Source organism: Agrobacterium pusense (assembly GCF_900102105.1).
Classification (GTDB): Bacteria; Pseudomonadota; Alphaproteobacteria; order Rhizobiales; family Rhizobiaceae; genus Agrobacterium; species Agrobacterium pusense.
Genome location: NZ_FNBB01000001.1, coordinates 283109 through 308255 on the forward strand (window position 1 = coordinate 283109; position 25147 = coordinate 308255).

Consider the following 25147-nt stretch of genomic DNA (forward strand, 5'->3'; position numbering starts at 1 on the left):
ATTCGCCCACCGTTTCAAATGACAGAGAGACGCCTGATGACAACCGTCCCCTCCTCCGACATCCTCGACCGATTTGCCGCCATTGTCGGAGACAGGAATGCGGTGCGCGATGCGGCAGAGATGGCCCCGCGGCTGGTGGAAAATCGCGGGCTTTATCGTGGCGCTTCGCCGTTGCTCCTCAAACCCGGATCGGTCGAGGAAGTATCGGCCATCCTGAAGTTCGCCAGCGAGACGGGTACCCCAATCGTGCCGCAGACGGGCAACACCGGCCTTGTCGGCGGGCAAACGCCGCGCGCCGGGGGAACTGACATCATTCTTTCGCTGGAGCGCATGAACCGCATTCGCGACATCGATCCCGTCGCCAATATCATCGTTGCCGATGCCGGCTGCATTCTCGATGACATCCATAAAGCCGCCGATTCGGTTGAACGCATGTTCCCGCTGTCGCTCGGCTCTCAGGGGTCCTGCCGCATCGGCGGCAATCTCGCCACCAATGCCGGCGGTACCGCAGTGCTTGCTTATGGCAATATGCGCCAGCTCTGCCTCGGGCTCGAAGTGGTGTTGCCGACAGGCGAGATCTGGAACGGGCTGCGCCGGCTGAAAAAGGACAATACCGGTTACGATCTGCGTGATCTCTTCATCGGCTCCGAAGGTACGCTCGGCATCATCACCGGCGCGGTGCTGAAGCTTTTCCCGAAGCCACTCGGCCATCAGGTGGCCTTCGCCGGGCTGACCTCCACCGAAGATGCGCTGAAGCTGTTCGAGATGGCGTCAAACCTCTGCGGCACGGCGCTGACCGGCTTCGAGCTTATGCCACGGATTGGCGTGGAGTTTACCGCCAGACATATTCCCGGCGTGCGCGATCCCCTGAAACAGCCCCATGGCTGGTACGCACTCATCGACATCTCCACCTCCGATTCGGCCGAGACGGCGGATACGATGATGCAATTGCTGCTGGAGCGTGGTTTTGAGGCCGGACTGGTCGAGGATGCCGTGATCGCCGCCTCCGAAGCCCAGCGTCAGGCACTGTGGCACATGCGTGAGAGCATGTCGGATGCGCAGAAGCCGGAGGGCGGCTCCATCAAGCACGATGTCTCCGTCCCGGTTTCCAGAATACCGCAGTTCATGGCGACGGCGGAAAAGGCGGTTCTTGCTGCCATCCCGGGCGCCCGTGTCTGCGCCTTCGGCCATCTGGGCGACGGCAACATCCATTACAATATTTCCCAACCGGTGGGGGCGGACAAGGCGCAATTCCTCGCCCGCTGGCGGGACATGAACGAAATCGTGCACGGCATCGTGCTGTCGCTGGGCGGTTCGATTTCCGCCGAACACGGCATTGGCCAGTTAAAGCGCGACGAACTGGCCGCCATCCGGCGCGGCATCGAAATGGAGCTGATGCGGCGCATCAAACACGCATTCGATCCCGCCGGAATCATGAACCCCGGTAAGGTGCTGGCGGAATAACCCTTCCCGCCTCAGGCCGAAGCCCGCAATGCCCAAGCAGGCACCATTTCCGCATTCAGCCGGCGCGGCTTCTGCGCGCCGACAAATTGCGTCAGGCTCATGCCCGATTTCGCAATCGACATCGCGTGCTTCTTCGGCAGGAGATAACCATGCTCCAGCGGCGGGGTGCGGCGCAGGACACGGCTGAAAACATTCCGCCGGTGATAACGTGATGGGGAAAAGCGCGCTGGCTGTTCGCAGATCGCGACATATTCCAGGATTTCATCGATCCAGCCTGCCTGCGGGCGTGCGCCCGGCTCGATCAGCAGCAACCAGCCGCCACGCGCGGACTTGACGATATCCTCCAGTTCCCATTGCCCATAAAAACGGCAGCCGGCCGCATCGGCCACACGCGACGATCCATCGCGCGAACCGTGATCCAGAATCACAACATCGCTTACAAGCCCTTCCACGGCACCGGTGACAAGCGCAGACAGCGTATGCGCCAATTCCGGCTCCTGATCCCGGCATTCCATTATGACTGTCAACATGTGCATAGCTCTAACGCATCGCACAATAAATTGCCACCATGCTCGTCGCGGTAAAATCCGCGGGGGTTGATGTCGCTTTCCGCGATCTCAGGTGCCGGCGTGCCCGTCCTGGCGCTGGCCCCCGCAGTACAAAAGCAGCCAAATTTACAATTTTGTTCTTGTATTGTTCTCATTCATGGTGTAGGAATTTAATCATTCGAGGGGCGATGAGGCCTCTCCGGATGGAAACGGTTTAGGGCGTTCAGCGTGCCTCGAAAGGCGTGCGACGTCTTGGGAGCATCCAGATGAGAAATCATTCGCTTTCGGGGCAGGCTGCCTTCCAGCCGAGCCATATGCCTGACATTGCCAATGCGCTGGCCGATGCATCCGGCCTGCGCATCGAGATTGACCGTCGCCGCGGCCGCGGTGCGGGGCTCAATCCCGACGGACGTTTCGAAGCCTTGCAGCGTGAGGTCTTCGACGATGGCTGGCAGACGCTGGAAGAGATGCCGGAGTTCCGCACCGAGGTGCAGGTGGAAAAGCCACGCAGCATCATCACCCGCAATGAATCGCCCGATATCCCCTTCGATCGTTCCATCAATCCATACAGGGGCTGCGAACATGGCTGCATTTACTGTTTTGCCAGGCCCACTCACAGCTACATGGGCCTTTCGGCCGGACTTGATTTCGAGGCCAAGCTGTTTGCCAAGCCTGATGCGGCCAAACTTCTGGAACGGGAACTGGCGAAACCCGGCTACAAGGCGCGGGTAATCGCCATCGGCACCAATACCGACCCTTACCAGCCGATTGAGCGCGAATGGCGCATCATGCGGCAGATACTGGAAGTGCTGGCCAAGGCTGATCATCCCGTCGCCATCGTCACCAAATCGGCGCTGATCAAGCGGGATATTGATATTCTCGCGCCAATGGCAAAAAAGGGGCTCGTCAAGGTCGGCATTTCCGTCACGTCGCTGGATCGCAAGCTTTCGCGCACGATGGAGCCGCGCGCCGCCACGCCGGAGAAGCGGCTGGAGGCCGTCAAGGCGCTGACGGATGCCGGAATTCCGGTGGCGGTGATGATGGCACCCGTCATCCCGGCGCTTAACGATCATGAAATCGAGCGCATTCTTGAGGCCGGCAAGGCTGCTGGCGCGACCGAGGCTTCCTATGTGCTTTTGCGGCTGCCGCTGGAGGTAAGCCCGCTGTTCCGCGACTGGCTGCTGCGCAACTATCCGGACCGTTACCGTCATGTCATGTCGCTGGTGCGCTCCATGCGCGACGGTAAGGACTATGACGCGGAGTTCGGCAAGCGCATGAAGGGTGATGGCCCTTATGCCTGGCAGATCGGCAGGCGATTCGAGATGGCGACCAAAAGACTTGGTCTCATCCGCCGCGGCATCAACCTGCGCGACGACCTGTTCGTGCCTCCGGGCGGTGCCGGGGTGCAATTGTCTCTGCTTTGAGAGCCGCATGGTGAAAGTGACTGAAGGTAACGAATGCCCGTGATGAACCAGACGCTACCCTCGGGCTCGACCCTGGAACGTGAACCGAGCGTGACAGGATCTCGGGTCAAGCCCGAGAGGACATCGAGCATGGGATAACGCGCCGACAATACGAGGTGCTGTGAGCTTTTAATAAACCGAATTCAAAATGACAGGAGCAACCGTCTCATCGTGTTGCTCTCGACGAAATGCCCGGCTGGTTTTCCCTGGCCCGCCGGACATCGCCCCTGGAACCGCCGCCTCGCGTGCGATCGTTTTTCCTCCGCCGCCCTGCTGGAGGATAAAAGGTCATGACGACCTTGGGCACGGTGAGCCACGCCCCTTGACCCCGGCTCATCTTGCCTGTCATCGCCCGCTTCCGGGGGCTTGCAGGAGATCGGGTGTGTGTGCCAGTTTCGCCGCATGAAACGCACGGCCACACCCGATTCTCCTGCCCTTTTTGACCTTGCCGATACCGGCCCGGATTTCTCGTTCGAACTGGAAGCGCGAAAGAGGGGCCTCTGGCCGGTCGCCGGCACGGACGAGGCAGGGCGTGGCCCGCTCGCCGGCCCTGTGGTTGCGGCCGCCGTCATTCTCGATCCGGACAATATTCCTGACGGAATGGATGATTCCAAGAAACTGACGAAGCAAAAGCGCGAGAGCCTGTTCGTCCAGATCATGGAAACCTCGATCGTATCGGTCGCCTCCTCCGGCCCGGGCCTGATCGACACGATGAATATCCTGCGCGCCAGCCTCGACGCCATGCGCCGCGCAGTCCTCGGACTCGAAATTTCCCCCGCCCTCGTACTGGCCGACGGCCGCGACAGGCCCCCAGGCATCACCTGCGAAGCCAAGGCCGTCATCAAGGGCGATTCCCGCTCCCTCTCCATCGCCGCCGCCTCAATCGTAGCCAAGGTGACCCGCGACCGGATGATGGAACGTGCGGGTGTCGTGCATTCATCCTATGGCTTCGAAGGGCATGCCGGTTACGGCACACCGGCCCACCTGCGCGCCATCGAAAGCCACGGGCCTTGCGCGCTGCACAGGATGAGCTTTCGGCCACTGAAGCGGGATTGATGGAAGCGCTTAACGGAAGTGCATCCCGAACTTATGCCCTCAGTTCAGGAAAGGCCTCAGGTCTGACGCGGGGCAACTGAAAGTCGGCATTCCCTTCCGCTTGATTGAAAAGATAGCGGACGTTCCAACCGCCACCGAACGGCGTCTACAGGCGAGTTCAAGCGGGCGTTGTCGCTTCAAATGCGTCCAAAAGCTCGGTCAACAGATTTCGGCTCTCCGAGAGTTTTCGGCTCTGTTCGTCAATCGAGCCGATTTGAATACGTAACTTCGCCTTCAGTTCATCACACGGCTCAAAGCCCTTCATTCGTTCGAGAGCACACGGCAAAAATTCTCGAATGGCCGTCAGCGTCAGGCCAGCATGTCCCAGCAGCCGGATTCGCTCCACTGTCTCCACGTCGGCAGGACCGTAATCTCTATATCCGGTTTGGGTGCGAACAGGCGCGAGAAGGCCCTCGGCCTCATAATAGCGCAGCATCCTGATGCTGACGCTGGTTCGTCGGGATAGTTCGCCGATTTTCATTATCAGTCCTTGACTCTGACAGCGGTGTCACACTGTAGGCAGGACGCTCCACCATGTAAATTACGGGAGCGTAGAAATGAATCAGAAATTGAGGTTTCGGACCGAGATCAATGGCCGCACAGCGACGGCAGAAGAGCTTTCCCCACTCGCATTTGCTGGCTTCGCACATTTCACGGCAATGCAAGTGCGCGAAGGGGCAGTACGCGGCTTGGAGTTTCATCTGGAGCGACTAAGATCGGCTTCAATCGAATTTTTTGGGCAGGCCCTTCCCGACAATCTGGTGCGAGAACATATTCGTCACGCCATCAAGGGGGCTCCTTCAGCCCTTTCGCTGACCGTCACAATGTTCTCACGCAGCGGCGAATTTACCTCGATGGGCGCCGCAGACGACCCTGCCATTTTGATACGCACAGCACCACCATTTGAAGGCCCCGCCGGACCTCTACGTCTGTATAGCGTTCAGCATGAAAGACCCTTCCCGACGATCAAACATGTCGGCGAAGCATCAAAAACCCATTATCTTCGGCAGGCTGTCAAAAAGGGTTATGACGACGCGGTTTTCATCGATAGGCATGGACGCATTAGTGAAGCCACGATTTGGAACATAGCGTTCTGGGATGGCAAAGCCGTGATCTGGCCTGAAGCAGTGCTTTTGCCCGGCGTCACAAGGAGAATCATTCGCCGCCAGCTTGAAGCACTCGGGATTTTCCAAAGGGAGGAGCCGATCAGCCCTGACCGTGTCGCGGAGATGCAGGGTGCGGCGGTGATGAATTCATGGACACCCGGTGTGGGGGTCAGTGCGCTCAATACTACGCCAATACCGGTGTCGTCGACCTTCACCGACATTCTCCGGAAGGCATACGAGCGGGAACCGTTCATCAAAATCTGATCTATGCGGGGGTGCCGCTTTCGATGCGGTCCGCGCCGCGAAAAATGGCTTCGACGGGGCTTGGAAGGCTTAAATATGCGCGGCATGCGCGGTTGCATTTCAAAACAAGCACGACGCGGTCGAGTACATCACTGGCATTAGCGCCCTGCCCGCCCCTACCGTACCTTCCTTTCAGACTGGCTTTGACAACAAAAAACCCCTCACAGCTCGCGCTGGAGGGGTTCTAATCAGTCCGAGATAAATCTCAGTTCAGTTTCGACTTCACTTCGCCGATCGTGGCGGTGAAAAGCTTGGCCTTTGCGGCGGCCGTCGTCTTTTCGGCCAGCAGCTTCTCGGAAGCGGCAATGGCGATGTCGACGGCGGCGGCGCGGACGGCGCCGATGGCGTCTTCTTCGGCCTGCTTGATCTTCTGTTCCGAAAGGGCCGTGCGGCGGGCGACGAATTCTTCCGTCTTCTGCTTGGCCTCTTCCGTCAATGCGGCGGCTTCGCGTTCAGCGGCGGCAACGATGCCGGCGGCTTCGGCTTCGGCTTCCTTGCGCTTGCGCTGATATTCGGCCAGCAGGTGCTGGGCCTCTTCACGCAGGCGCTTGGCTTCGGCCAGTTCGTCCTGAATGTTCTGCGCGCGCTCGTCCAGAGACTTGGAGAGCATGCCCGGCACCTTGAGGTAAGCGATCAGGACGAAGAAGAGAACGAGACCGACGAGAGCAAAAAATGATGCATCAAATGCCATATCAGGCTCCCTTCACGTTCGAAGCGGCGGCAATCGCTGCCTTCACGTCCGTGTCCTTGACCTTTGCGCCAACCAGCTGGTCGACGATTGCGGTCGCGGTTTCCTCGGCGATGGCGCCGACATCGGCGAAAGCCTGATCCTTGATGCCGGCAATGCGCTTTTCGGCAGCGGCAAGCTTTTCGGCGAGACCGGCTTCAATAGCGGCGCGATCGGCATCGGCCTTCGCCTTGGCGGCGTCACGGGCCGCGGCGCCGATCGAGCTTGCCTTGGCGCGGGCTGCCGCGAGTTCTTTTTCATAGGTTTCGACGGCAGCGTCAGCTTCAGCTTTCAGCCGTGCCGCTTCGTCGAGATCCTGTGCGATGCGTCCATGACGGTTTTCCAGAATGCCGCCGACGCGCGGAACGATGACCTTCTGCATGAGCAGGTAGAAAAGGCCAAACGTAATCGCCAGCCACAGGACCTGCGATGCATAAGTAGACTGGTCGAACGGCGGGAAAACGCCGGAAGAACCGTGCTCGGCGCCATGCGCTACACCGGTTTCCGTGTGCGTGGCTTCCGGTTGCGGCTGGCCAACGGCCGGAGTTTCCGTATGCGTTTCACCTACGGTCGGTGCTGACTGGGCATAAGCCTCGGTCACGAACATGCTCACCTCCAGGGGGACTGCAAATGCGAAGGATCACGGCACGCTATGTTGCGGGCCGTGATCCAGACCTGATGCCGATATTAGACAGCGAACAGGAGAAGGAGAGCAACGAGCAGCGAGAAGATGCCCAGAGCTTCCGTAACGGCGAAGCCGAATACCAGACGGCCGAACTGGCTGTCGGCAGCAGAGGGGTTGCGCAGTGCGCCGGACAGGTAATCACCGAAGATACGGCCGAGTGCGAGGGACGTACCAGCCATGCCGAGGCATGCGAGACCTGCGCCGATGTACTTTGCTGCTTCCGCTTCCATGTGAGACTCCTTGAGATATTGGTTGTTGCGGCTGTTTTTGACGCCCGTTGCCGGGGCCAGCGACTTTACTTCTCAGTGACCACCATGCACGGCGTCGTTCAGGTACATGCAAGTCAGTACCGCGAAGACGTAAGCCTGCAGGAAGGCAACGAGAAATTCGAGAGCGGTCATGGCGACCGTCATGATGAGAGGCAGGACTGCACCGCCGACCCCGAGCGCGCCAAGCGCGCTCATGGAGGCGACGAAGCCTGCGAAAACCTTGAGCGTGATGTGGCCGGCCAGCATGTTCGCGAAAAGACGAACGGAAAGGCTGATCGGGCGCGACAGGAAGGAGATCATTTCAATCGACGCCACAAGCGGCAGAAGCGCCTTGGGCACGCCGGAGGGGGCGAAAATGCCGAAGAAATGCAGACCGTGCTTATAAAAACCGTAAACCACGACCGTGCCGATGACGAGGCAGGCGAGCGCGAAGGTGACAATGATCTGGCTGGTGACCGTGAAGAAATACGGGAACATGCCGAGCAGGTTTGCCGTCAGCACGAACATGAACAGCGAGAAAACGAAGGGGAAGAACACCATGCCCTTCTTGCCGGCGCCTTCGCGCAGCATGGAGGCGATGAACTCATAGGACATTTCGGCAACGGACTGCATGCGGGTGGGGATCAGACCGCGGTTCGACGTTGCGAAATAAAGGAAACCCGAAGCAGCAGCCACGGTCGCGACCATGAAGAGCGACGCATTGGTGAAGGAAAAATCGACGCCGCCAATTTCGATCGGAATGATCGGCTGCACCAAGAACTGATGGGTCGGATCGTTTGCCACCGGCTGCCCTCTTTACCTGTCGCCGCCTGTCGCGGCATCTCAACTGTAAGGAAAAACAGCCTCAAAGGCCGCGTTTTCCACCCTCGTCTCGTCTGTCCGCCTTCTCAAGCAGCGGCGGCTTGGCCACCGCGCCCGTCGAACGCAACACATTCAATACGCCTGCGCAGAAACCGAGAAGAAGAAGAACGATCATCCCCCACGGCGTCGTGCCGGCAAAATAGTCCAGAAGATAACCCAGCATAGCGCCGACCACGATGGCCGAAATGAACTCCGATGAGAGCTTAACCGCCATCGCAAAGCCTTTTCGGCTCTCCGCAGCGTTGGTCTCCGCCCTCACTTCCGCCTCATCCTCCGCCTTCACCTTTGCCAACTCGTCAGCAAGGCGTTTGCGGCGCTCGTCCAGACTATCGTCACGGTTGCCAGTCATCTTAAAATCCCACCCATTTTCTCCGTTCCAGCCATGCCAGAACCCTTTGGAGTTGTAAACGGTGACGGATTAAGCCTGTTCCAGCCCGCTCTGAAGTCGCGCGCAACATAGTTTTAGGGGCTTCTCTAGTCAAGGCACTGCGAGCGGTTGTTTAGGCACAAATTAATCATGCAAAAACAATGCCTTGACTAGAAACCACGGTTTGGGGGCGATGTTTCGCCGGGGAATCGGCATTTTTGACACGCAAAATGCGACAAATTGGCGGTGGTATCAGCTCCAGCCGCCACCATAGGTACGGTAAAAGACGTGGAGGCCGATTCTGCCGACCTTCTTCATCGACTTGCCCCAGGCGGGACGCACGTAAACGGCGTGATAGTGGGTGGCAGAGCCAACTTCCTTCAGCCAGATCTTGCCGGCCGTAGTCGCCATGGCCACTTCGCGCGCCATCTTCCAGTGGCGTTCGGAATTCACCCGGTCCTTGATATTATCGCAGGCGAAGGAGAACTGGCAGCGATTGCGCCAGTCCTTGTTCTGGTAGACAACGCCGCAGATGGTTTTCGGATAGGCCGGATTGCGCACGCGGTTGAGGATGACCTGCGCCACCGCCGCCTGACCTTTAACGGACTCACCGCGCGCCTCGAAATAGATGCCCGATGCAAGGCACTGCTGTTCGGCCGGAGAAAACACGGCTGCCGGCAGCGGCGTTGCGGCCCAGGCGTGGTCATCTGGGTTGATCTGCGGCACGAAGCGGCCGGCCTCGGGCTTCTTCAGGATGGCGTCGAAGGGAGACTCCCGGGCAAAATCCGGTTCGGCGGGCGCATAGGCCGTCGCCAGGATGTCCGGCGTGCGGTTGGTGACGAGTTCCGCCAGCATCGGCGAGACGCTCTTGTCCGCCTTCTTTTCCTCGCGGCGGAAATAGAAAGAGGCGAGTTCGACATCCTTGCCGCGCTTCGGCTTGACGAAGGCGGTGCGATCCTTGCGCTTCAGCGGCTCGATATCCAGCATCGAGGTGCGCTGCAGCACCGAACCGGCGGTGAAGGCCTTCGGCGGCTGCATGATTTCGGTGGCGACGATGCGGCCTTTCTTGGCGGCGCGGTTCACCCGCTCGCTGTCCGGCGTCGTTGCCTCGCCCTTCTTGTTGGTGACGAACGCGACCTTGCTGCCATTGGGCAGGGTCATGCCGCCGCCATGCAGCGCCTCGTCCCCTTCCGCATCGTTGAATGTCAGGGAGGCGTTATGCGTCGAGCCCGCCGGGGAGGCAGTCAGCACCATGCGCCATTGTTCGCCGCCCTTGTCGAGGCCCGCCAGAAGCGAGGCGAGATCGGCACGCGCAGCGAGGGAGGGAAAGACAAGCCAGGCGGCCAGGCCGAAGACGACGGGTGACGTCCATTTGGACGCCCATCCCTGAAAGGACACGGGGGACCGACGACGCATTACTCTTTTCGAACGCAAAACCAGCACTCCGAACACCGACAACCGAATTTTCTACAGGTGTTCGAGAATCTCTTATTAACCTTGATGGTTGGTTAACGCCGCGCAGGAAGGTGTCTTCACGTTAATGTGTGAGGGAATGCTAATGAGTGTAGCGTGGAGTCGAGTTCGCATGTGCCGATCAGAACTGCGCCGCAGGGCATCTCCTCATCCGTCATTCCGGCCTCGAGCCGGAACCAGCCGTCGCGCGTCGGCGCGGCGTAAAGACCCTTTCACCCCAAGGACTTGGGCTGGCTGGATACCGGCTCAAGGCCGGTATGACAGAGAGAACGAGATCGCCCAGCTACATTGAGGGCATGCCACTTCGTCACACCACGACGTGCGAACCGAGTTCCACCACCCGATTGGCAGGCAGGCGGAAATAGTCGGAGGGATCGGCCGCGGTTTCGGCGAGCGCGATGAACAGACGGTTCTGCCAGCCCGGCATGCCCGATTTCGGATCTGGAACCAGCTTGCGGCGACCGAGATAGAAGGAGGTCGACATGATGTCGAACTTGTAGCCCGTGCGGCGCAGATAGCCCAGCGCCTGGGTAACATTCTGGGTTTCCATGAAGCCGAAATGCAGCTCGACCACGGCGAAACGGTCGCTCATCTTCGTCAACGTATAACGATCTGCCGGATGAACGCGCGGCTGATCCTCGGTGCGGATCGTCAGGATGACGTTCTTGTCGTGAAGGACGTGGTTATGCTTCAGATTATGCAGCAAAGCCGCCGGCGCCGTTTCCGGATCGCCGGTGAGGAAAATCGCCGTACCCGGTACGCGCACCGGCGCATGGGCGCTTTCCTTTTCCACCGAGGCGATGAAGGCCTTCAGCGGCACATCGATGCGGCGCGTCTTGGCGAACAGGATTCTCGAACCGCGCTGCCAAGTCGTCATGATGACCGTGAAGGCAATCGCCAGCAGCACCGGCACGTAACCGCCATCGTGAATTTTCAGAAGGTTTGCGCCGAGGAAGATCAGTTCCAGCACCAGAAGCGGGGTCAGCACCGCAAGGGCAAGCCAGATCGACCATTGCCAGCGTTTGCGCACGAACTCGAAGAACATCAGGCTGGTGACGACCATCGCACCGGTGACCGAAATACCATAGGCGGTGGCCAGCGCATCCGAGCTCTTGAAGGTGAGCACCAGGGCAACGACACCGAAAAGCAGGATGGTGTTGACCGCGGGAAGATAAATCTGCCCGGTATTGGTTTCCGAGGTGAAGAGAATTTCCATGCGCGGCAGGTAGCCGAGGTGAATCGCCTGGCGAACCAGTGAGAAGGCGCCCGTTATAACGGCCTGGCTGGCAATGATTGTCGCGGCGGTCGCCAGAATGACGGCGGGCAGGATCGCCCATTGCGGGAACATCAGATAGAAGGGATTGGACATGGCCGCCGGGTCTTTCAGCACCAGCGCGCCCTGCCCCAGATAGTTCAGCGTCAGCGCCGGGAATACCAGACAGAACCACGCCCACTGGATGGGGCGGCGGCCGAAATGGCCGAGGTCTGCATAAAGCGCTTCTGCGCCCGTGATCGTCAGGAACACCGCGCCGAGTACGACAATACCATAAAAACCTTCATTCGCCAGAAACTCGACCGCGTGCCACGGGTTGAAGGCAAAGAGGATGCTGAAGTCGTCAGCGATATGAATGAGGCCTGCAAGGCCCATGACGATGAACCAGACCGCGGTGATCGGTCCGAAAAATTTTGCCACCGTGCCGGTGCCGTGGGACTGGATGGCGAAGAGGCCAATCAGGATACCGACAGAGATCGGAATGATGAAGGCGTCCATCTCCGGGGTGACGAGCTTCAGGCCTTCCACCGCCGAAAGCACTGAAAGTGCCGGGGTGATCATGGCATCGCCGAGAAACAGCGCCGCGCCAATCAGGCCAAGCACGATAAGAACGCTGCGATGGGTGCCGGCCGTCTTCATCAGCAGCGCCAGCAGCGACAGCGTGCCGCCCTCGCCGTCATTGTCGGCGCGCAGCAAAAGCGTGATGTATTTGAAGGTGACGATGATCGTCAGAGACCAGATCATCAGCGATGTGAGGCCGATGACCTCTTCCTGCGTCACCCCGTCATAGGCGATGGGCCGCAGGGCTTCGCGAAAGGCGTAGAGCGGGCTGGTGCCGATATCGCCGTAAACGACGCCAATCGAACCAAGGATAGCGGCGTAAAGCCCCTTGTTCTTGTGAGCGTCATCCGCATCCGGCTTCTCGGCAACATCCTTGTCAGCGATCTGGGACATGATGATCCTGGCTCCTCAGAGCCAGCCCTTCCAACGAAAAAAGAGAAACGGGACGATTGCGGACATCACCATGACGATCAGCGCAAGTGGATAACCAAATGTCCAGTTCAACTCCGGCATGAGCTGAAAGTTCATTCCGTAAACCGAAGCCACCAGCGTGGGCGGCAGAAAAACCACCGAAGCGATGGAGAATATCTTGATGATGCTGTTCTGCTCGATGTTGATGATGCCGAGCGAGGCATCCAGCAGGAACGTAAGATTGCCGGAAACGAAGGATGCGTGCTCCGTCAGTGACTGTATGTCACGGGAAATCGACTTGCCCTGTTCCCTCGCGCCCTTGTCTTCCCGAACCTGGCCGCTGGTGGACAGGAAGGTCTGCAGCCGCGCCAGCGATGCAAGACTGACGCGGACCTTCGAAATCAGCCGATGATAGGCAGCGATGTTGGTCAGGCGGTCTTCGAGATAACGCGGCGCCTTGCGCTTGGAACGGGCCTGGCTGCCGAGAATGTCTGCCGCGAGATTGTCGATGCCGGCGACCGAGTTCTCGAGAATTTCGGCCGTGCGATCGACGATTGTCTCGAGCAGTTTCAAAAGCAGCGCCGTGCCGCTGCGCATCTCGTGCGGCGCGCGGGTGATGGCGGCAATGAAAAGGTGGAATGATTTCGGCTCAGCATAACGGATCGTTACGAGGCGCGTGCCGGCGAGGATGAAGGCGACATCTGTGAGGCGGGGGTCGTCCGAATCCGCCTTCCACACCAGCGATGCGGTCATGAAAACATTGCCGTCTTCCATGTAGAGACGGCTTGAGGGCTCGATATCCTTCAAATCCTCACGCGTCGGCAGATCGAGCTGCAGCAGCTTTTCCACATGCTGCTCTTCCGCCCTGTCCGGGTTGACGAGATCGATCCAGACGATGTCATCAGGAATCTGTACGGAGCCGTCGTCTGACGACAGGCTGATCGCCTCGCAATTGGCGCGATAGGCTTTTATCAATCCGTTTCTCCGCTCCACATTGCAGGCCTTAGCCGCAATGCTGCTTAACATATCCTGTTTGCTGTCGGCAAACCTTTGGACGACACTTCAGGGACCACCGAAACAGGCGCAACGTCATATCGCGCCAGCCCGATGGACCAAGAGCCAAACGGCGCAGGCGTATGCGCCCAAAGCGAGATGCAATCAAGCAATATTTTTTCGCGACAGCTTTGCAGACGAAGCACTTCTGGACTTCATGGCCAGAAACCGCACCGCTACTGGCCATCAATCTTCTGTTTTTACAGGACTATTCACAGCGCAGGTGCGCTTTGCGGTTTTGCCGGCCGTCCGTAGCTTATTCGAAAACGATCTTTGGAGCCGCTTTTCTTTCACCGGCGCCAATACGCTCCCAGACTTTTTTCGCTATCTCGCGGTAGATCGCAGCCTGTGGACCATCCGGGTCGGCAACGACGACAGGCGTTCCGGCGTCCGACATTTCGCGGATGGCGATGGTGAGCGGCACCTCGCCGAGGAACGGCACACCGATCCTTTCGGCTTCCGCCTTCGCGCCGCCGTGGCCGAAAATATCGTAGCGGGCGCCGGTATCAGGCGCGATGAAGTAACTCATGTTCTCGATGACGCCGAGCAATGGCACCTCCACCTTGCGGAACATGGTGATGCCCTTGCGCGCGTCGAGCAGCGCGAGGTCCTGCGGAGTGGAAACGATGACCGCGCCGGCAAGCGGCACCTGCTGGGCGATGGTCAGCTGCGCATCACCCGTGCCGGGCGGCATATCCAGCACCAGCACGTCGAGCTCGCCCCAGGCGACTTCACGCAGCATCTGCATCAGGGCGGACTGCACCATTGGCCCGCGCCAGATCATCGCGGCCTCCTCATCCACCAGAAACCCCATGGACATGACCTTCAGCCCATAATTCTCCATGGGAAGTATGATGCGGTCTTCCTGCTGTTTCGGACGACCGGAAATCTTGAGGAGCCGCGGCAGCGAAGGCCCGTAAATGTCCGCATCCAGCATGCCGACCTTCAGGCCAAGCGCCTGAAGGCCGAGCGCAAGATTGACTGATGTCGTCGATTTGCCGACCCCGCCCTTGCCCGATGCGACGGCGATGATGGCACGGACGCCGGGGACGCCCACCTTGGACGAGCCCGGCTGCTGCGTCGGCCGGCCGGCTGCCGCGGCGGGACGCGCCGGCGCCGGCTGCTGTTGGCCGGGCTTGCGATCGGCAGTCAGCGCCACGACCGCGCCGGCGATGCCCGGAACGCCCTTCGCCGCCCGTTCGGCGGACAGGCGCAACGGCTCCATCTCGGCCGCCCTGTCGGCCGGGACGGTGATCGAGAAATAGGCCTTTCCATCTGCGATGAAGATTTCCGAGACCATGCCGAGGGAAACGATGCTTCTGCCGCTGCCGGGATAGATGACGGCGTCCAGAGCCTTTTCCACCTGGTTCTTGCTGACCTCTGCCATTGTCTTACTCCGTTACATCGTCCGGCCTGATCGGGAAACAATTTGCGCCATCCATAGACAAGCGGAAGCGGTTCGCCAATGCCAAAGCGCAAACAGGAACCATTCGCGACGATTTAGCGCTGCGATTTCAAATCTCGTCATCCATATCGAGCGTCTCCGGATCGAAGACGCGCCCGTCGAAGAAACAGTCGGGTCCCAGAACGAGGCCGGTCCGCGATGCGCCGACATGAACAGGTTCCCTCAGCGTGCCTTCCAGTTTCAGATTGGCGCCCGGCACCGGCACGAAAAGTGGTTTCATCGCCTTGCGAAAAATATCCGGCCTATACGCATTGCGTGCGGCTTCCACCACCGCGGCATCGAAACGGCAACCGGCGGGTATTTCCCCCCAGCGCAACATCTGGCTGAAGAACCAAAGAGCCTGGCTTTGCCATGGAAAATTCGCCGCTTTCGCGCTGGTGACGAAAAATTCCTGAAAACGCTGCATGTCCTTCTGCGAAGTCGAAATATAGCCCGTCAGGGCCGGAAGCAGGAATTCGCCACTGACGTTCATATAATGGGGGGCGGCCAGAATACCGGCAAGTTCCTCGATATTGGCGGGGTTGGCGCACCACTCGCCCGCGCGATAAAGCGCGCGTAGCAGCCCCTCCAACAGGCTGGCATTCGCATCAGCCCAATCTCGCTTCACGGCAAGTATTTTTTCCGGGGCATTGTGCCAGATGAGCGCGCCCGTCGTCACGATACGCCCGGCGCCACCCAGCACCGCTGCGCTGCCCGCGGGTTCAGCGGAACAGAGCGCATCGACGTCGCCGCTTTCCAGAAGCCCGGGCATCGCCTTCGGCAGCGCTTCGACGATTTCCATGTCACGGCCAAGCAGCACACCGCAGCTTCCGAGCAGATAACGCAGGGCATAAAAGGACGTCGAGGCGATATCCTCAACCGCGAAGACGGGCGGATTTTCACCCGCGGCCCGGCGTGCGGCGCAGACGCGGGCCATCGCACGGCCGAAAGCCGCCGGGTCCGGCAGCTTCAGTCCCTCACGGTAAAGTTCATCATAAAACCCAGGGGAAACGGTGGTCGCGGAGCCGCCGAGGGAAAGCGTGAAAACGCCGATGATATTGGCCGGCATATCATGGAGACCAACGGCCGACCCCACGGGAACGGGAGCGGGCAAATGCGCGATCTGAACGCCGTCCTCGCCGAGCACCGAAAGAACACCACGTGCGGACTGCTTTCGGACCAGTTCCAGTTCTATGCCTTCATCGGCGGCAAAGCCTTTTTCGGCAGCGACTATCAGCACGGCGCAATCGACAGTCGGAGAAAATCCCGCTTTTACACTATGCCGCTCCGGCAACGATTTCTCCTTTCCGGTGATTCGAAAAGAGGATCGCCCAGGAAGGGCTTTATCACAATGATAAAATTGCGAGTTTCGCTATTTAATCAGTCCGACGCGCAGGGCCTTGGCGACCGCCTGGGTGCGGTTGACCGTATCGAGTTTTTTCGTCGCGCGGTTCAGGTAGTGATTGATGGTATGCTCCGACAACATCATGATCTCGGCGATTTCAGCACTGGTCTTGCCGGCTGCCGTCCAGTTCAGGCAGTCGATCTCCCGTTCGCTCAATGTTTCCGGCACGCGGAGATCGAGACGGCGGATTTCGGACAGCCGGGCAAAGACGTGGCTGGAAATGTAAAAAAGCTCCGCAAGTCGGGCTTCCGGCAGGGCCGTCTTGTTGCCGGAAAAGGATACGGCGCCGCGCCTGAGGGTGACATCATGCACCGGGAACCAGACGGAATTTATCATCTCGAACCGTTCGAAAAGCGCGACCACGTTTTTCTTCAGGACATGCCCCTCGCCTTCGACCAGGAAATCCAGCGACACGGAAAAGGGTACAGTGGATTTTCTTAGCCGCGCCATGACGCGGCTGTTCTGCAACTCGCCTTCTTCATCATAGCGTTGCAACAGTTCGGCCGGCCAGCTGGTGATGACGGTATAATGCGACAATTCGCTTGAGACCTCTGTAGTGAGGTCGAGTACCATGAAGGCCCTGAATTCCCACGCTTCCGTCAGCCGCTTCAGGAAGCGGAATATATCGAACTGCGTATTAAGATTGGCGATCTCGCGAACGCAATCAACACCAATCGACTGAACGCTGGCCGTTTCTGTTTTCTGCATGAAAGCTGTTCTTCGAGCATGAGGAAATGCCGCCGCAAAGGCCCGCCTCTGCCCGGAATTTTGAGGATGTTACTCAGCAAATCGATTCATGCAAACAAAAGTTGAAAATTAGATCAGAATATTCGAAAATTAGCGTTATCTCGCGTAAGCCGGTCATGTCTCCTCTTTTTCGCGGGCGGGCATCCCCATAAGCGGCATCGCCTTTTCGTCAATCATCCGCAACCGGCGATAAGCGATAGACAAGTTCTGCCGAAATTTTATCGGCGGTTGCACGCACCAGCGGCGCCCAGGCGCGGAGCTGTTCCACATCCACCCTGTAGGCTGGGCCGGTCACTGAAATCGCCGCGCGGAAACTGCGTCCCGGGGCCGGTAACGGCGCCGCAACGCAATGAATGCCGATCTCGTGCTCCTGAAGATCGAAACCGTAACCGAGGGTGCGAATGGCCGAAACATCCTCCATCAGGGCCTGCGGTGTGGTGATGGTGTTGTCCGTGAAGCGCTTAAAATCCAGCCCGGCCGCGAGATCTTCGAGATCGCCGGCGGGTAGCAGCGACAGCGCGGCCTTACCCACGCCTGTGCAATAGGCTGGCGAGGTCTTTCCAACCTGCGAATGCATGCGCAAGCTGTGCTTGCCCTCAATCTTGTCCAGATAGGTCACTTCGCGGCCGATCAGAACCGCGAGATGCACCGATTCCTGCGTTGCCTCCTGCAGCGCCGCCAGGTGTGGGGCGGCTATGCTGCGCAGATCGTTGCCACTCCAGGCCCTGGCTGCAAACTGCAACAGCCTCAGGCCAACAACGTAGGTCTGGTCGGGGGCCTGCTCTATCAGGCCTTCGGCAAGCAGATGTGCGAGCTGGCGATGGACGGTGCCTCGCGGCTGCCCGCACGCTTCCACCACATCGGTGAAACGCATCTGCCTTTCAGAAAGGGCGATCAGTTCTAGGAGCGAGATGGCCTTACCAAGTGTACCGGTGTCGCTATCGGTTTTTTGCCGCGCGGCTGGAACTGCGCTGCGCATCCTCCCATTGGGTATTTTGGTATCAGGCATGGCAACATCCATTGTCATTCACCTTGACATGAGGCTTGCGCCAAGGGAATAATTCCATTTATTAAAATCTAGTTCCAAATAATGGAACAATCAAGCCCCTGACGGATGAGATTATGCCGATGACGACAGCCCAATTTCCGGACCTCAAGGATGCGGGCGTGCTGATCACCGGCGGCGGTTCCGGCATCGGGGCTTCGCTCGTGGAAGCCTTTGCCATGCAGGGCGCAAAGGTAGCGTTCATCGATATCGCCGAAGAGCCGAGCGAAGCGCTGGTCCGGCGGCTTTCCGGGGTGTCGCCCCACCCGGTCCATTTCTTCAGGGCCGACCTGCGCGACGTGGCGGCCATAGCCGTGACCGTCACTGAGGCGGCCGCGGCGATAGGCGGTATCAAGGTTCTGGTCAACAACGCCGCCTGGGACGACCGTCATGACATAGATGCGGTGACAGAAGCCTATTGGGATGCCAATCAGGCGGTCAATCTCAAGCAGATGTTTTTTACCGTTCAGGCCGCGCTTCCCTACCTCCGGCTCGCGAAAGACGCCTCCATCATCAATTTCTCGTCCATCTCGTTTCTGCTCAACATGGGCGAACTTCCCTCCTATGCGGCGGCGAAGGCAGGTATCATCGGGTTGACAAAAAGCCTTGCCGGCCGGCTGGGGCCAGAAAATATCCGCGTCAACACGCTGCTGCCGGGCATGATCGTGACCGAGCGGCAGAAGGAACTGTGGCTGACGGATGAGGGCATTGCGACGACCACGGCGCGACAATGCTTGAAGCGCATGCTCGTCGCTGCCGATTTGTCTGGACCATGCCTGTTTCTCGCATCCTCGGCATCAAGCGCCATCACGGCGCAATCCATAATCGTAGACGGAGGCCTTCTATAATGTCTGAACCCGCTTTTATCGCCGTTGACTGGGGTACGACCAGTTTCCGGCTCTGGCTCATGAGCCGCTCGGGTGCTGTGCTGGCGGAGCGCAGAAGTTCGGAAGGCATGACCACGGCCATGCGGACCGGTTTTGCCGAGGTTCTGCAAGCGCATCTCGACGCCATCGGCGCGCCTGAAGATTTGCCGGTTCTCGTCTGTGGTATGGCAGGCGCGCGGCAGGGTTGGGTCGAAGCGGGTTACATCGACGTGCCGGCATCGCTGTCGTCCGTGCTGGATGGCGCGGTTCGCGTGCCGGGTCAGGCGCGCGATGTGCGCATTCTGCCGGGGCTGGCGCAGCGGGATAAAAACGCGCCCGACGTGATGCGTGGCGAGGAAACGCAATTGCTCGGCGCTCTTGCCTCCTCGGACACCGGCGAGAAACTTGTCTGCATGCCCGGCACGCATTCCAAATGGGTGACCGTTCGTGATGGCGACGTCAACGGCTTTGCCACCTTCATGACCGGCGAACTGTTCGAGGTCATTTCCAAGCAGACGATCCTGTCCCATGCGGTGGCCGAGGCGGAGCCTTTCACCGGCCAACACGAGGACTTCAGAGCGGCCGTGCTCGACATTTACGCCAATCCGCAGCTCGCCAGCAACCGGCTGTTCACAATGCGCTCCGGTCAATTGCTGCATGGCCTCGCCGCCACGGATGCCAAGGCTAGGCTTTCCGGCATCATGATCGGGCTGGAGATCGCCGGCGCGCATTCGACGGCGCGGCGGGAGACACCGGTGGTGCTGATCGGCTCCGGCGCGCTTGGCGCGCTTTACGAAGGCGCCTTCACCGCCCTCGATATCCACTATACGGTCATCGACGCAGACGAAGCCGTGCGGCGCGGATTGCTGGCCGCTGCAACAGCCATCTGGCCATAAGAAGAAAGATCGACCATGCGTATTCCCTTTCCTTCCATCAAATATCCGCTGATTGCCATCCTGCGCGGCCTGAAACCCGAGGAGACAGAAGGCGTTGTCGGCGCGCTGATCGAAACCGGCTTCCGCGCCATCGAAATTCCGCTGAACTCCCCCGATCCGTTCCGCTCCATCGAGATCGCGGCAAAGATGGCGCCCGCCGATTGCCTGATCGGCGCCGGGACCGTGCTGAGCGTGGAAGACGTCGCATCGCTGGACGCGGCAGGCGGCAGGCTGATGGTTAGCCCCAATGCCGATGCGGAGGTCATTACAGCTGCACGTGAAAAAGGCATGGTGACAATGCCGGGCGTTCTCACCCCCACCGAAGCGCTGGTGGCCGCAAAAGCCGGTGCGACCGGGCTGAAGTTCTTCCCCGCCAGCATCATCGGCCCCGCCGGCATCAATGCGATCCGGACGATCCTGCCGAAGGATCTGGTCATCGCCGCGGTCGGCGGTGTCTCGGATAAGAATTTTGCCGACTATACATCGGCCGGCATCATGGCGTTCGGGCTCGGAACCAGCCTCTATAAACCCGGCATGACCGCAGCGGAGGTGCGCGAACGCGCCACTGTCACACTGTCGGCCTATGATGCAGCCATCGGAGGATAAGAGCTTGGCGACTGTTTTTCCCTTTACCGGACGTGTTCTTGACGAGACGCCGATGCTGCTCGGCGAAGGCCCGACCTTCGACCCTGCGACCGGCACGGCCTGGTGGTTCAACATTCTCGAGCGGGAATTGCATGAACTGCACCTCGCCTCCGGCCTCAAGACGGTCCATGCCCTGCCCTTCATGGGCAGCGCTCTGGCAAAAGTCAGCGACAGCCAACAGTTGATCGCCTCCGATGACGGGCTTTTCCTGCGTGATACGAAGACTGGTGTGCTGACTCTGCATGCGGAGCTGGAAAAGGACCTGCCCGGCAACCGGTCCAATGACGGGCGCATGCACCCTTGCGGCGCGCTTTGGATCGGCACCATGGGCCGCAAGGCGGAAACCGGCGCAGGCAGCATCTATCATGTTTACAAAGGCACGGTGACGAAGCTGTTTGCCGATATCAGCATTCCGAATTCGATCTGCTTTTCGCCCGATGGCGCGACCGGATATTACGTCGATACCAAGGTGAACAAGCTGATGCGCGTGCCGCTCGATCCCGAGACCGGCCTCCCCTCCGGCAAGGCTGAAGTCTTCATCGATTCGACAGGAGTCGATGGCGGTATCGACGGCTCGGTCTGCGATGCCGAAGGGCATATCTGGAACGCTCGTTGGGGCGAAGGCGCGGTTGATCGTTATGATACCGACGGCAACCATATTGCCCGATATGCGGTGCCCGCGGGACAGACGACCTGCCCGGCCTTCGTCGGCCCGGACGCATCGCGCCTTCTCGTGACGTCGGCGCGTGAAAATCTTGACGAGGACGCCCTAGCCGCCAATCCGCAGCACGGGTTGACGTTCGAACTGGGGGTTGAGGTCAAGGGCCGGTTTGAGCCGCTTTACAGGCTCTGAGACGCGGCACGCACCGCCTTCTCATTCCTGTGCTTGTCACAGGAATCTAGCCAGCCCAAGTCCTTGGGCTGAAGGGACTCTCTTCGCCGCGCAGACGCGCGTCGGCCGGGTTCCCGTGACAAAGACAGGAATGAGGGGTGTTGGGGGCGTCCCCACCACCTCGTCCAAGGTCATTCCGTTTCTCAGGAAATATCCGACAATATCTCGCGGTAATTCTCATGTAGATACCGCTGGGTCGCCGCGGCGTCGGCGGGGCGGCCGTAGAAGTAGCCTTGTCCCATGGCGCAGCCGAGCGCGCGCAGTTTTTCCTCTTCCGCCCGCTCCTCTATCCCTTCGGCCACGACTTCAAGATCAAGCCCTTCGCACATGGCGACGATGGCCTTGATGATATGTTCGGAAGGGCGGTCGCTGCTGATGCGCGAGACGAAAGCGCGGTCGATCTTCACCTTGTCGAATGTGAAATCCCGCAGGCGGCCGAGGCTCGATTGGCCGGTGCCGAAATCGTCGAGAGAAATACGAACGCCCGCGCTCTGCAACTCGCTGATGATCCGCTGGGCGGTATCGGCGGAGGTCATGACCGCCGTTTCGGTGATTTCAAGCTCCAGCCGGTGCGGGTCGAGGCCGACACGCGAAAGTATGGACAGAATATTGTCGGCCGTGCTGGGGTCCATCAGTTGCGCTGACGACAGGTTGAAGGACAGAAAGAGCTCACGCGGCCAGAAAAGCGCCGCTTCCGCGGCTTTTCTGAGCAGGGCCTCCGAAAGCGCATCGATGAAACCGCGTTCTTCGGCCAGCGGCACAAAAACCGCAGGCGATACGAAGCCGAGATCCGGATCGTTCCAGCGCGCGAGCGCCTCGAAACCGATGACCTTCGCCTCCTCCAGCCGGACGATGGGCTGGAAATGCACGTCGATCGCATCGGTGATGATCGCGTTTCTGAGCGCCTGCTCAAGCTGCGTGGCGCGCTTCATCTCCTGCGCAATCTCACGCGAATAGACGGTGATCTGGCCGCGGCCGCGCCGCTTGGAGCGGTAGAGCGCAGTCTCGGCGCTTTTCAGCAGATCCTCAAAATCATCGCCGGCGAAGGGATAGATGGCAAAGCCGAACGAGGAGGAAAGCCGGACGTTACGATCACCAAGATCATAGGGAGCGGAGAGCACGTCCTTGATCATGTTGCCGACACGCTCGGCACCGGTGCGTTCGAACACCAGCGGCAATACGAAAGCGAATTCGTCGCCGTCATGGCGCGTCACGATGGCGCCATCGGGAATGCAGGCTTTGAGGCGGTGAGCAACCTGGCAGAGGATTTCATCGCCCGCCTGCACGCCGAAAAGGTCATTGATGGGTTTGAAGCCGTCTATATTGGCAATGCCGACCGTGAAGGGTGCTGGATCGCTGGAGCGTTCGCTGGCGAGCATGCGGATCTTGTCCCGCAAACGGTAGCGGTTGCCGAGCCCTGTCAGCGGATCGCTGTAGGCCATCGCCTGAAGCTCGTTCTGGCTAACCTGCAACGTTTGCGGCTCTGCCCGTTTCATTCCTGCATCTCTTGAATCCTCTATCGACCGCGATCACAATGCAGGGCAAGTATTAAAAAAGCCATAGAGCGACGAACCGAAAAACGCAGACCGCCCTCGTTGAGACCCGCTGCCAGCGCAAAACGGCCGAGGCGGCGGCAATTAATTGTATGTTTACGCCACGCGGTTCGATGGAGGGGGCTATCACGCCTGCAGCTGCAGCACGTCCTTGCCAAAAAGCCGCACAAAAACAGCCTCCACCATATCGGGGCTGACAGGTTTCAGCAGCATGTCCTCCATCCCGGATGCGAGGCATTTGTCGAGGTCGCCTTCGAATGCGTGGGTAATGACGCCGACAACAGGAATGCGCTTTTCACCCGAAAGATCGCGCATGCGGCGGGCGACCTCGAAGCCGTCGATATCGGCAAGCGTCGTGTCAAGCAGTACGACCGACGGAGCCTGTTCCACGAAGAGACGCAGCGCTTCCTCGCCCGACGTGGCGAGCCGCCAGGAAAGCCCGAGACCCTCAAGTATCTGCGAAAAAACGATCTGGTTGACCCGGTTGTCCTCGACGAGAAGAACGTCGCACACGCCGCCGTTGCTGAGGATTTTGGGCAGGTCCTGCGTCATGATCTCCCAGTCCTCCTCTACCGATTTCTCCTTCGGCACCGAATGGAGCCCTACAGCCACATGATGCAACAACGACGCGTCAATCTCGTCCTCCTCGATGCTGACGACGGGCAGATGGTGTGCCGCGGCAATATCGAGGCATGCGATGCTCATCTGGGCGTCGATGACAACAACATCGATGGCAACCCCGGCGGAGGCGGCGACATCGATAAAGGCGCGCTGCTCTTCCTCGCTCGTCACCGCTGCATGGTCCATGCCACCTGCCGTGAGCTGGCGGCCGGCGGCCTCTGCAAAGCGACTGTTTTCGGAGACGACCAGCACCGCCTTGCTTTTCAGCAAGCCGTTACGGCCTTCCTTCTCCTCATCCTTTCCATAGGTTGAGGACACAAATGCCACATGCTCCAAAGAAGGGATGACGGGCATGCCGTTCGCATCGAGCGTGGCGAGCGCAGTCACATCCTCCATCGTCGTCACCAGGAAATAACGGCCTGGCCGTCCTACGCGCTGTTTGCGCGTGATCGTCAGTATCTCTTCGCCGTTCAGGCGTCTCACCCTTTCCGGAATGACGCTTGGCGTGCCGCTCTCCAGTACCGTCCGGTCGGCCGCATCGATCCGCCCCGCAACCTTGCGTGAATGGAGATCGAAGACCGTGCGTCCGAGCAGGCTCTCGGGGCTGGTTTCGACCAGGGTGCAGGCGGATTTATTCACGGCGGCATAGGCCAGGTTCCGGTCCTTGACGAAGACGGGAAACGGCAGATTGTCGAGAATATCCTCGAGGAGCTGTACGCGCTCGAGATCGATACGCCATTGTTCTTCGCGCTTCTTCTGTTCAGAAATATCCGCGAGGACACTAATGCCGAGACCGGATGGCAGGCGGTTCATGACAAAGCGCAGGAACCTCTCCCCCTTCAGCCGTTCGGTTTTTTCAGACCGTTCCTTCCAGTGCAGAGCCAGCCGTTCGCCGATCCACTCTTCCCGACCGAGCTGGCGGGCATTGGCGGCAGGATTTTCCGTCTCGATATGGTAACAATCGTACAGGGCGCCCAGATAATCGCGCAGGCGCGCGCCGGGGCCGATGACGGCCTCTTCCAGCGGGAAAAAACTGAGGAGCTTCCGGCTTGCGAAAATAATGTGATCGTTACGGTCGTAAACGACGATCGCCGCGCCAAGCGCGTCGCAAAGGGCATCAAGCATCACCGTATGAACGCCCGCGCCGGAGGACGCCAAATCACTCAACTGCAAACTCCCGCCTGTTTTAATGGGTCAGGCTTTTGTTTCTATTGGAATCGTCCAGGGCAGATGCCGGGATGAAACGAAAATTCCGGAAAACAGACATCAGGGTTTGCCGCTTGAAGCAGTCTTGAGGAGAAGATGACGCTCACCCATAGTCGACGTCACACACCA

24 protein-coding genes are annotated in these 25147 nt (G+C 59.6%); 8 read left to right on the top strand and 16 right to left on the bottom strand.

The genetic code is table 11. The features are described 5' to 3' along the window. Nucleotides 1-36 precede the first annotated feature (36 nt). Nucleotides 37-1464 (top strand): FAD-binding oxidoreductase, encoded by a 1428-nt coding sequence (locus tag BLU28_RS01505; protein WP_092651127.1) that lies wholly within the window; start codon nucleotides 37-39, stop codon nucleotides 1462-1464. 11 nt (nucleotides 1465-1475) lie between these two features. Here the strand turns inward: BLU28_RS01505 and BLU28_RS01510 are convergent, their stop codons facing one another. Then, a complete protein-coding gene (locus BLU28_RS01510) occupies nucleotides 1476-1994 on the bottom strand; it encodes a hypothetical protein (protein WP_004440279.1) in 519 nt (172 codons plus the stop codon). A 284-nt stretch (nucleotides 1995-2278) separates the two neighbouring features. Between BLU28_RS01510 and BLU28_RS01515 the strand changes: the two genes are divergently transcribed. Beyond that, entirely contained in the window at nucleotides 2279-3436 is a 1158-nt protein-coding gene (locus BLU28_RS01515; protein WP_022555710.1) for a PA0069 family radical SAM protein, read from the top strand. A gap of 441 nt (nucleotides 3437-3877) precedes the next feature. Further along, on the top strand, nucleotides 3878-4531 hold the full coding sequence (locus BLU28_RS01520) for a ribonuclease HII (RefSeq protein WP_077986693.1): 654 nt from the start codon (nucleotides 3878-3880) through the stop codon (nucleotides 4529-4531). A 157-nt stretch (nucleotides 4532-4688) separates the two neighbouring features. Here BLU28_RS01520 and BLU28_RS01525 read toward each other — a convergent pair whose 3' ends face one another. Continuing rightward, nucleotides 4689-5051, bottom strand: a complete 363-nt coding sequence (locus BLU28_RS01525) for a MerR family transcriptional regulator (RefSeq protein ID WP_006699902.1) — start codon at nucleotides 5049-5051, stop codon at nucleotides 4689-4691. A gap of 76 nt (nucleotides 5052-5127) precedes the next feature. Between BLU28_RS01525 and BLU28_RS01530 the strand changes: the two genes are divergently transcribed. After that, entirely contained in the window at nucleotides 5128-5940 is an 813-nt protein-coding gene (locus BLU28_RS01530) for an aminotransferase class IV family protein (protein WP_077986692.1), read from the top strand. A 244-nt stretch (nucleotides 5941-6184) separates the two neighbouring features. On the opposite strand, the gene BLU28_RS01535 is transcribed toward BLU28_RS01530, so the two are convergent. The 12 genes from BLU28_RS01535 to BLU28_RS01590 all read right to left on the bottom strand — a co-directional run bounded on the left by BLU28_RS01535 (nucleotide 6185) and on the right by BLU28_RS01590 (nucleotide 18264). Further along, nucleotides 6185-6670 (bottom strand): F0F1 ATP synthase subunit B, encoded by a 486-nt coding sequence (locus BLU28_RS01535; RefSeq protein WP_004440269.1) that lies wholly within the window; start codon nucleotides 6668-6670, stop codon nucleotides 6185-6187. Between the two features lies 1 nt (nucleotide 6671). Further along, a complete protein-coding gene (locus BLU28_RS01540) occupies nucleotides 6672-7313 on the bottom strand; it encodes a F0F1 ATP synthase subunit B (RefSeq protein WP_004440268.1) in 642 nt (213 codons plus the stop codon). 80 nt (nucleotides 7314-7393) lie between these two features. Next, a complete protein-coding gene (locus BLU28_RS01545) occupies nucleotides 7394-7621 on the bottom strand; it encodes a F0F1 ATP synthase subunit C (RefSeq protein WP_003494147.1) in 228 nt (75 codons plus the stop codon). Between the two features lie 72 nt (nucleotides 7622-7693). Continuing rightward, nucleotides 7694-8443: a F0F1 ATP synthase subunit A gene (locus BLU28_RS01550; RefSeq protein ID WP_004440258.1), complete on the bottom strand. Its 750-nt coding sequence runs from the start codon at nucleotides 8441-8443 to the stop codon at nucleotides 7694-7696. Between the two features lie 61 nt (nucleotides 8444-8504). Further along, nucleotides 8505-8870: an AtpZ/AtpI family protein gene (locus tag BLU28_RS01555; protein WP_022555707.1), complete on the bottom strand. Its 366-nt coding sequence runs from the start codon at nucleotides 8868-8870 to the stop codon at nucleotides 8505-8507. Between the two features lie 270 nt (nucleotides 8871-9140). Beyond that, nucleotides 9141-10304: a cell wall hydrolase gene (locus tag BLU28_RS01560; protein WP_035209376.1), complete on the bottom strand. Its 1164-nt coding sequence runs from the start codon at nucleotides 10302-10304 to the stop codon at nucleotides 9141-9143. A gap of 364 nt (nucleotides 10305-10668) precedes the next feature. Further along, the gene (locus BLU28_RS01565) at nucleotides 10669-12588 is read right to left on the bottom strand and encodes a potassium transporter Kup (protein ID WP_004440255.1); all 1920 of its coding nucleotides are present in this window, start codon (nucleotides 12586-12588) and stop codon (nucleotides 10669-10671) included. Nucleotides 12589-12603: 15 nt separating this feature from the next. Next, nucleotides 12604-13581: a magnesium transporter CorA family protein gene (locus tag BLU28_RS01570; protein WP_168247076.1), complete on the bottom strand. Its 978-nt coding sequence runs from the start codon at nucleotides 13579-13581 to the stop codon at nucleotides 12604-12606. A gap of 334 nt (nucleotides 13582-13915) precedes the next feature. After that, nucleotides 13916-15046, bottom strand: a complete 1131-nt coding sequence (locus BLU28_RS01575) for an Mrp/NBP35 family ATP-binding protein (protein ID WP_077986690.1) — start codon at nucleotides 15044-15046, stop codon at nucleotides 13916-13918. 127 nt (nucleotides 15047-15173) lie between these two features. Next, entirely contained in the window at nucleotides 15174-16397 is a 1224-nt protein-coding gene (locus BLU28_RS01580) for a CmpA/NrtA family ABC transporter substrate-binding protein (RefSeq protein WP_004440252.1), read from the bottom strand. A 78-nt stretch (nucleotides 16398-16475) separates the two neighbouring features. Continuing rightward, nucleotides 16476-17216, bottom strand: coding sequence for a helix-turn-helix transcriptional regulator (locus tag BLU28_RS01585; protein WP_004440251.1), 741 nt, complete (start codon nucleotides 17214-17216; stop codon nucleotides 16476-16478). 208 nt (nucleotides 17217-17424) lie between these two features. Then, on the bottom strand, nucleotides 17425-18264 hold the full coding sequence (locus BLU28_RS01590) for an IclR family transcriptional regulator (protein ID WP_077986853.1): 840 nt from the start codon (nucleotides 18262-18264) through the stop codon (nucleotides 17425-17427). A 113-nt stretch (nucleotides 18265-18377) separates the two neighbouring features. Here BLU28_RS01590 and BLU28_RS01595 point away from each other — a divergent pair, with 113 nt between their 5' ends. Genes BLU28_RS01595 through BLU28_RS01610 form a run of 4 tightly spaced genes read left to right on the top strand, consistent with a single transcriptional unit; the run spans nucleotide 18378 to nucleotide 21599 of the window. Continuing rightward, nucleotides 18378-19148: an SDR family NAD(P)-dependent oxidoreductase gene (locus tag BLU28_RS01595; protein WP_045532630.1), complete on the top strand. Its 771-nt coding sequence runs from the start codon at nucleotides 18378-18380 to the stop codon at nucleotides 19146-19148. Next, nucleotides 19148-20062 carry a 2-dehydro-3-deoxygalactonokinase gene (locus tag BLU28_RS01600; protein WP_077986688.1) on the top strand — a complete coding sequence of 305 codons (915 nt, stop codon included), beginning with the start codon at nucleotides 19148-19150 and terminating at the stop codon, nucleotides 20060-20062. Before BLU28_RS01595 ends, BLU28_RS01600 begins: the two co-directional genes overlap by 1 nt. Before the next feature lie 15 nt (nucleotides 20063-20077). Next, the gene (locus BLU28_RS01605; protein ID WP_004440240.1) at nucleotides 20078-20707 is read left to right on the top strand and encodes a 2-dehydro-3-deoxy-6-phosphogalactonate aldolase; all 630 of its coding nucleotides are present in this window, start codon (nucleotides 20078-20080) and stop codon (nucleotides 20705-20707) included. Between the two features lie 4 nt (nucleotides 20708-20711). Next, nucleotides 20712-21599: an SMP-30/gluconolactonase/LRE family protein gene (locus tag BLU28_RS01610; protein ID WP_077986687.1), complete on the top strand. Its 888-nt coding sequence runs from the start codon at nucleotides 20712-20714 to the stop codon at nucleotides 21597-21599. Nucleotides 21600-21781: 182 nt separating this feature from the next. Here BLU28_RS01610 and BLU28_RS01615 read toward each other — a convergent pair whose 3' ends face one another. Further along, nucleotides 21782-23134, bottom strand: a complete 1353-nt coding sequence (locus BLU28_RS01615) for a putative bifunctional diguanylate cyclase/phosphodiesterase (RefSeq protein WP_004440238.1) — start codon at nucleotides 23132-23134, stop codon at nucleotides 21782-21784. Nucleotides 23135-23317: 183 nt separating this feature from the next. Next, entirely contained in the window at nucleotides 23318-24937 is a 1620-nt protein-coding gene (locus tag BLU28_RS01620; protein ID WP_051634519.1) for a response regulator, read from the bottom strand. Nucleotides 24938-25147 lie beyond the last annotated feature (210 nt).

Bases quoted from the DNA above. Each gene is read 5' to 3' on its own strand.
- BLU28_RS01620 (WP_051634519.1), bottom strand. From the start codon at position 24,937: ATGCTTGATGCCCTTTGCGACGCGCTTGGCGCGGCGATCGTCGTTTAC.
- BLU28_RS01585 (WP_004440251.1), bottom strand. From the start codon at position 17,216: ATGCAGAAAACAGAAACGGCCAGCGTTCAGTCGATTGGTGTTGATTGC.
- BLU28_RS01505 (WP_092651127.1), top strand. From the start codon at position 37: ATGACAACCGTCCCCTCCTCCGACATCCTCGACCGATTTGCCGCCATT.
- BLU28_RS01555 (WP_022555707.1), bottom strand. From the start codon at position 8,870: ATGACTGGCAACCGTGACGATAGTCTGGACGAGCGCCGCAAACGCCTT.
- BLU28_RS01520 (WP_077986693.1), top strand. From the start codon at position 3,878: ATGAAACGCACGGCCACACCCGATTCTCCTGCCCTTTTTGACCTTGCC.
- BLU28_RS01510 (WP_004440279.1), bottom strand. From the start codon at position 1,994: ATGTTGACAGTCATAATGGAATGCCGGGATCAGGAGCCGGAATTGGCG.
- BLU28_RS01605 (WP_004440240.1), top strand. From the start codon at position 20,078: ATGCGTATTCCCTTTCCTTCCATCAAATATCCGCTGATTGCCATCCTG.
- BLU28_RS01595 (WP_045532630.1), top strand. From the start codon at position 18,378: ATGCCGATGACGACAGCCCAATTTCCGGACCTCAAGGATGCGGGCGTG.
- BLU28_RS01515 (WP_022555710.1), top strand. From the start codon at position 2,279: ATGAGAAATCATTCGCTTTCGGGGCAGGCTGCCTTCCAGCCGAGCCAT.
- BLU28_RS01615 (WP_004440238.1), bottom strand. From the start codon at position 23,134: ATGAAACGGGCAGAGCCGCAAACGTTGCAGGTTAGCCAGAACGAGCTT.
- BLU28_RS01540 (WP_004440268.1), bottom strand. From the start codon at position 7,313: ATGTTCGTGACCGAGGCTTATGCCCAGTCAGCACCGACCGTAGGTGAA.
- BLU28_RS01525 (WP_006699902.1), bottom strand. From the start codon at position 5,051: ATGAAAATCGGCGAACTATCCCGACGAACCAGCGTCAGCATCAGGATG.
- BLU28_RS01535 (WP_004440269.1), bottom strand. From the start codon at position 6,670: ATGGCATTTGATGCATCATTTTTTGCTCTCGTCGGTCTCGTTCTCTTC.
- BLU28_RS01545 (WP_003494147.1), bottom strand. From the start codon at position 7,621: ATGGAAGCGGAAGCAGCAAAGTACATCGGCGCAGGTCTCGCATGCCTC.
- BLU28_RS01590 (WP_077986853.1), bottom strand. From the start codon at position 18,264: ATGCCTGATACCAAAATACCCAATGGGAGGATGCGCAGCGCAGTTCCA.
- BLU28_RS01560 (WP_035209376.1), bottom strand. From the start codon at position 10,304: ATGCGTCGTCGGTCCCCCGTGTCCTTTCAGGGATGGGCGTCCAAATGG.
- BLU28_RS01565 (WP_004440255.1), bottom strand. From the start codon at position 12,588: ATGTCCCAGATCGCTGACAAGGATGTTGCCGAGAAGCCGGATGCGGAT.
- BLU28_RS01600 (WP_077986688.1), top strand. From the start codon at position 19,148: ATGTCTGAACCCGCTTTTATCGCCGTTGACTGGGGTACGACCAGTTTC.
- BLU28_RS01530 (WP_077986692.1), top strand. From the start codon at position 5,128: ATGAATCAGAAATTGAGGTTTCGGACCGAGATCAATGGCCGCACAGCG.
- BLU28_RS01575 (WP_077986690.1), bottom strand. From the start codon at position 15,046: ATGGCAGAGGTCAGCAAGAACCAGGTGGAAAAGGCTCTGGACGCCGTC.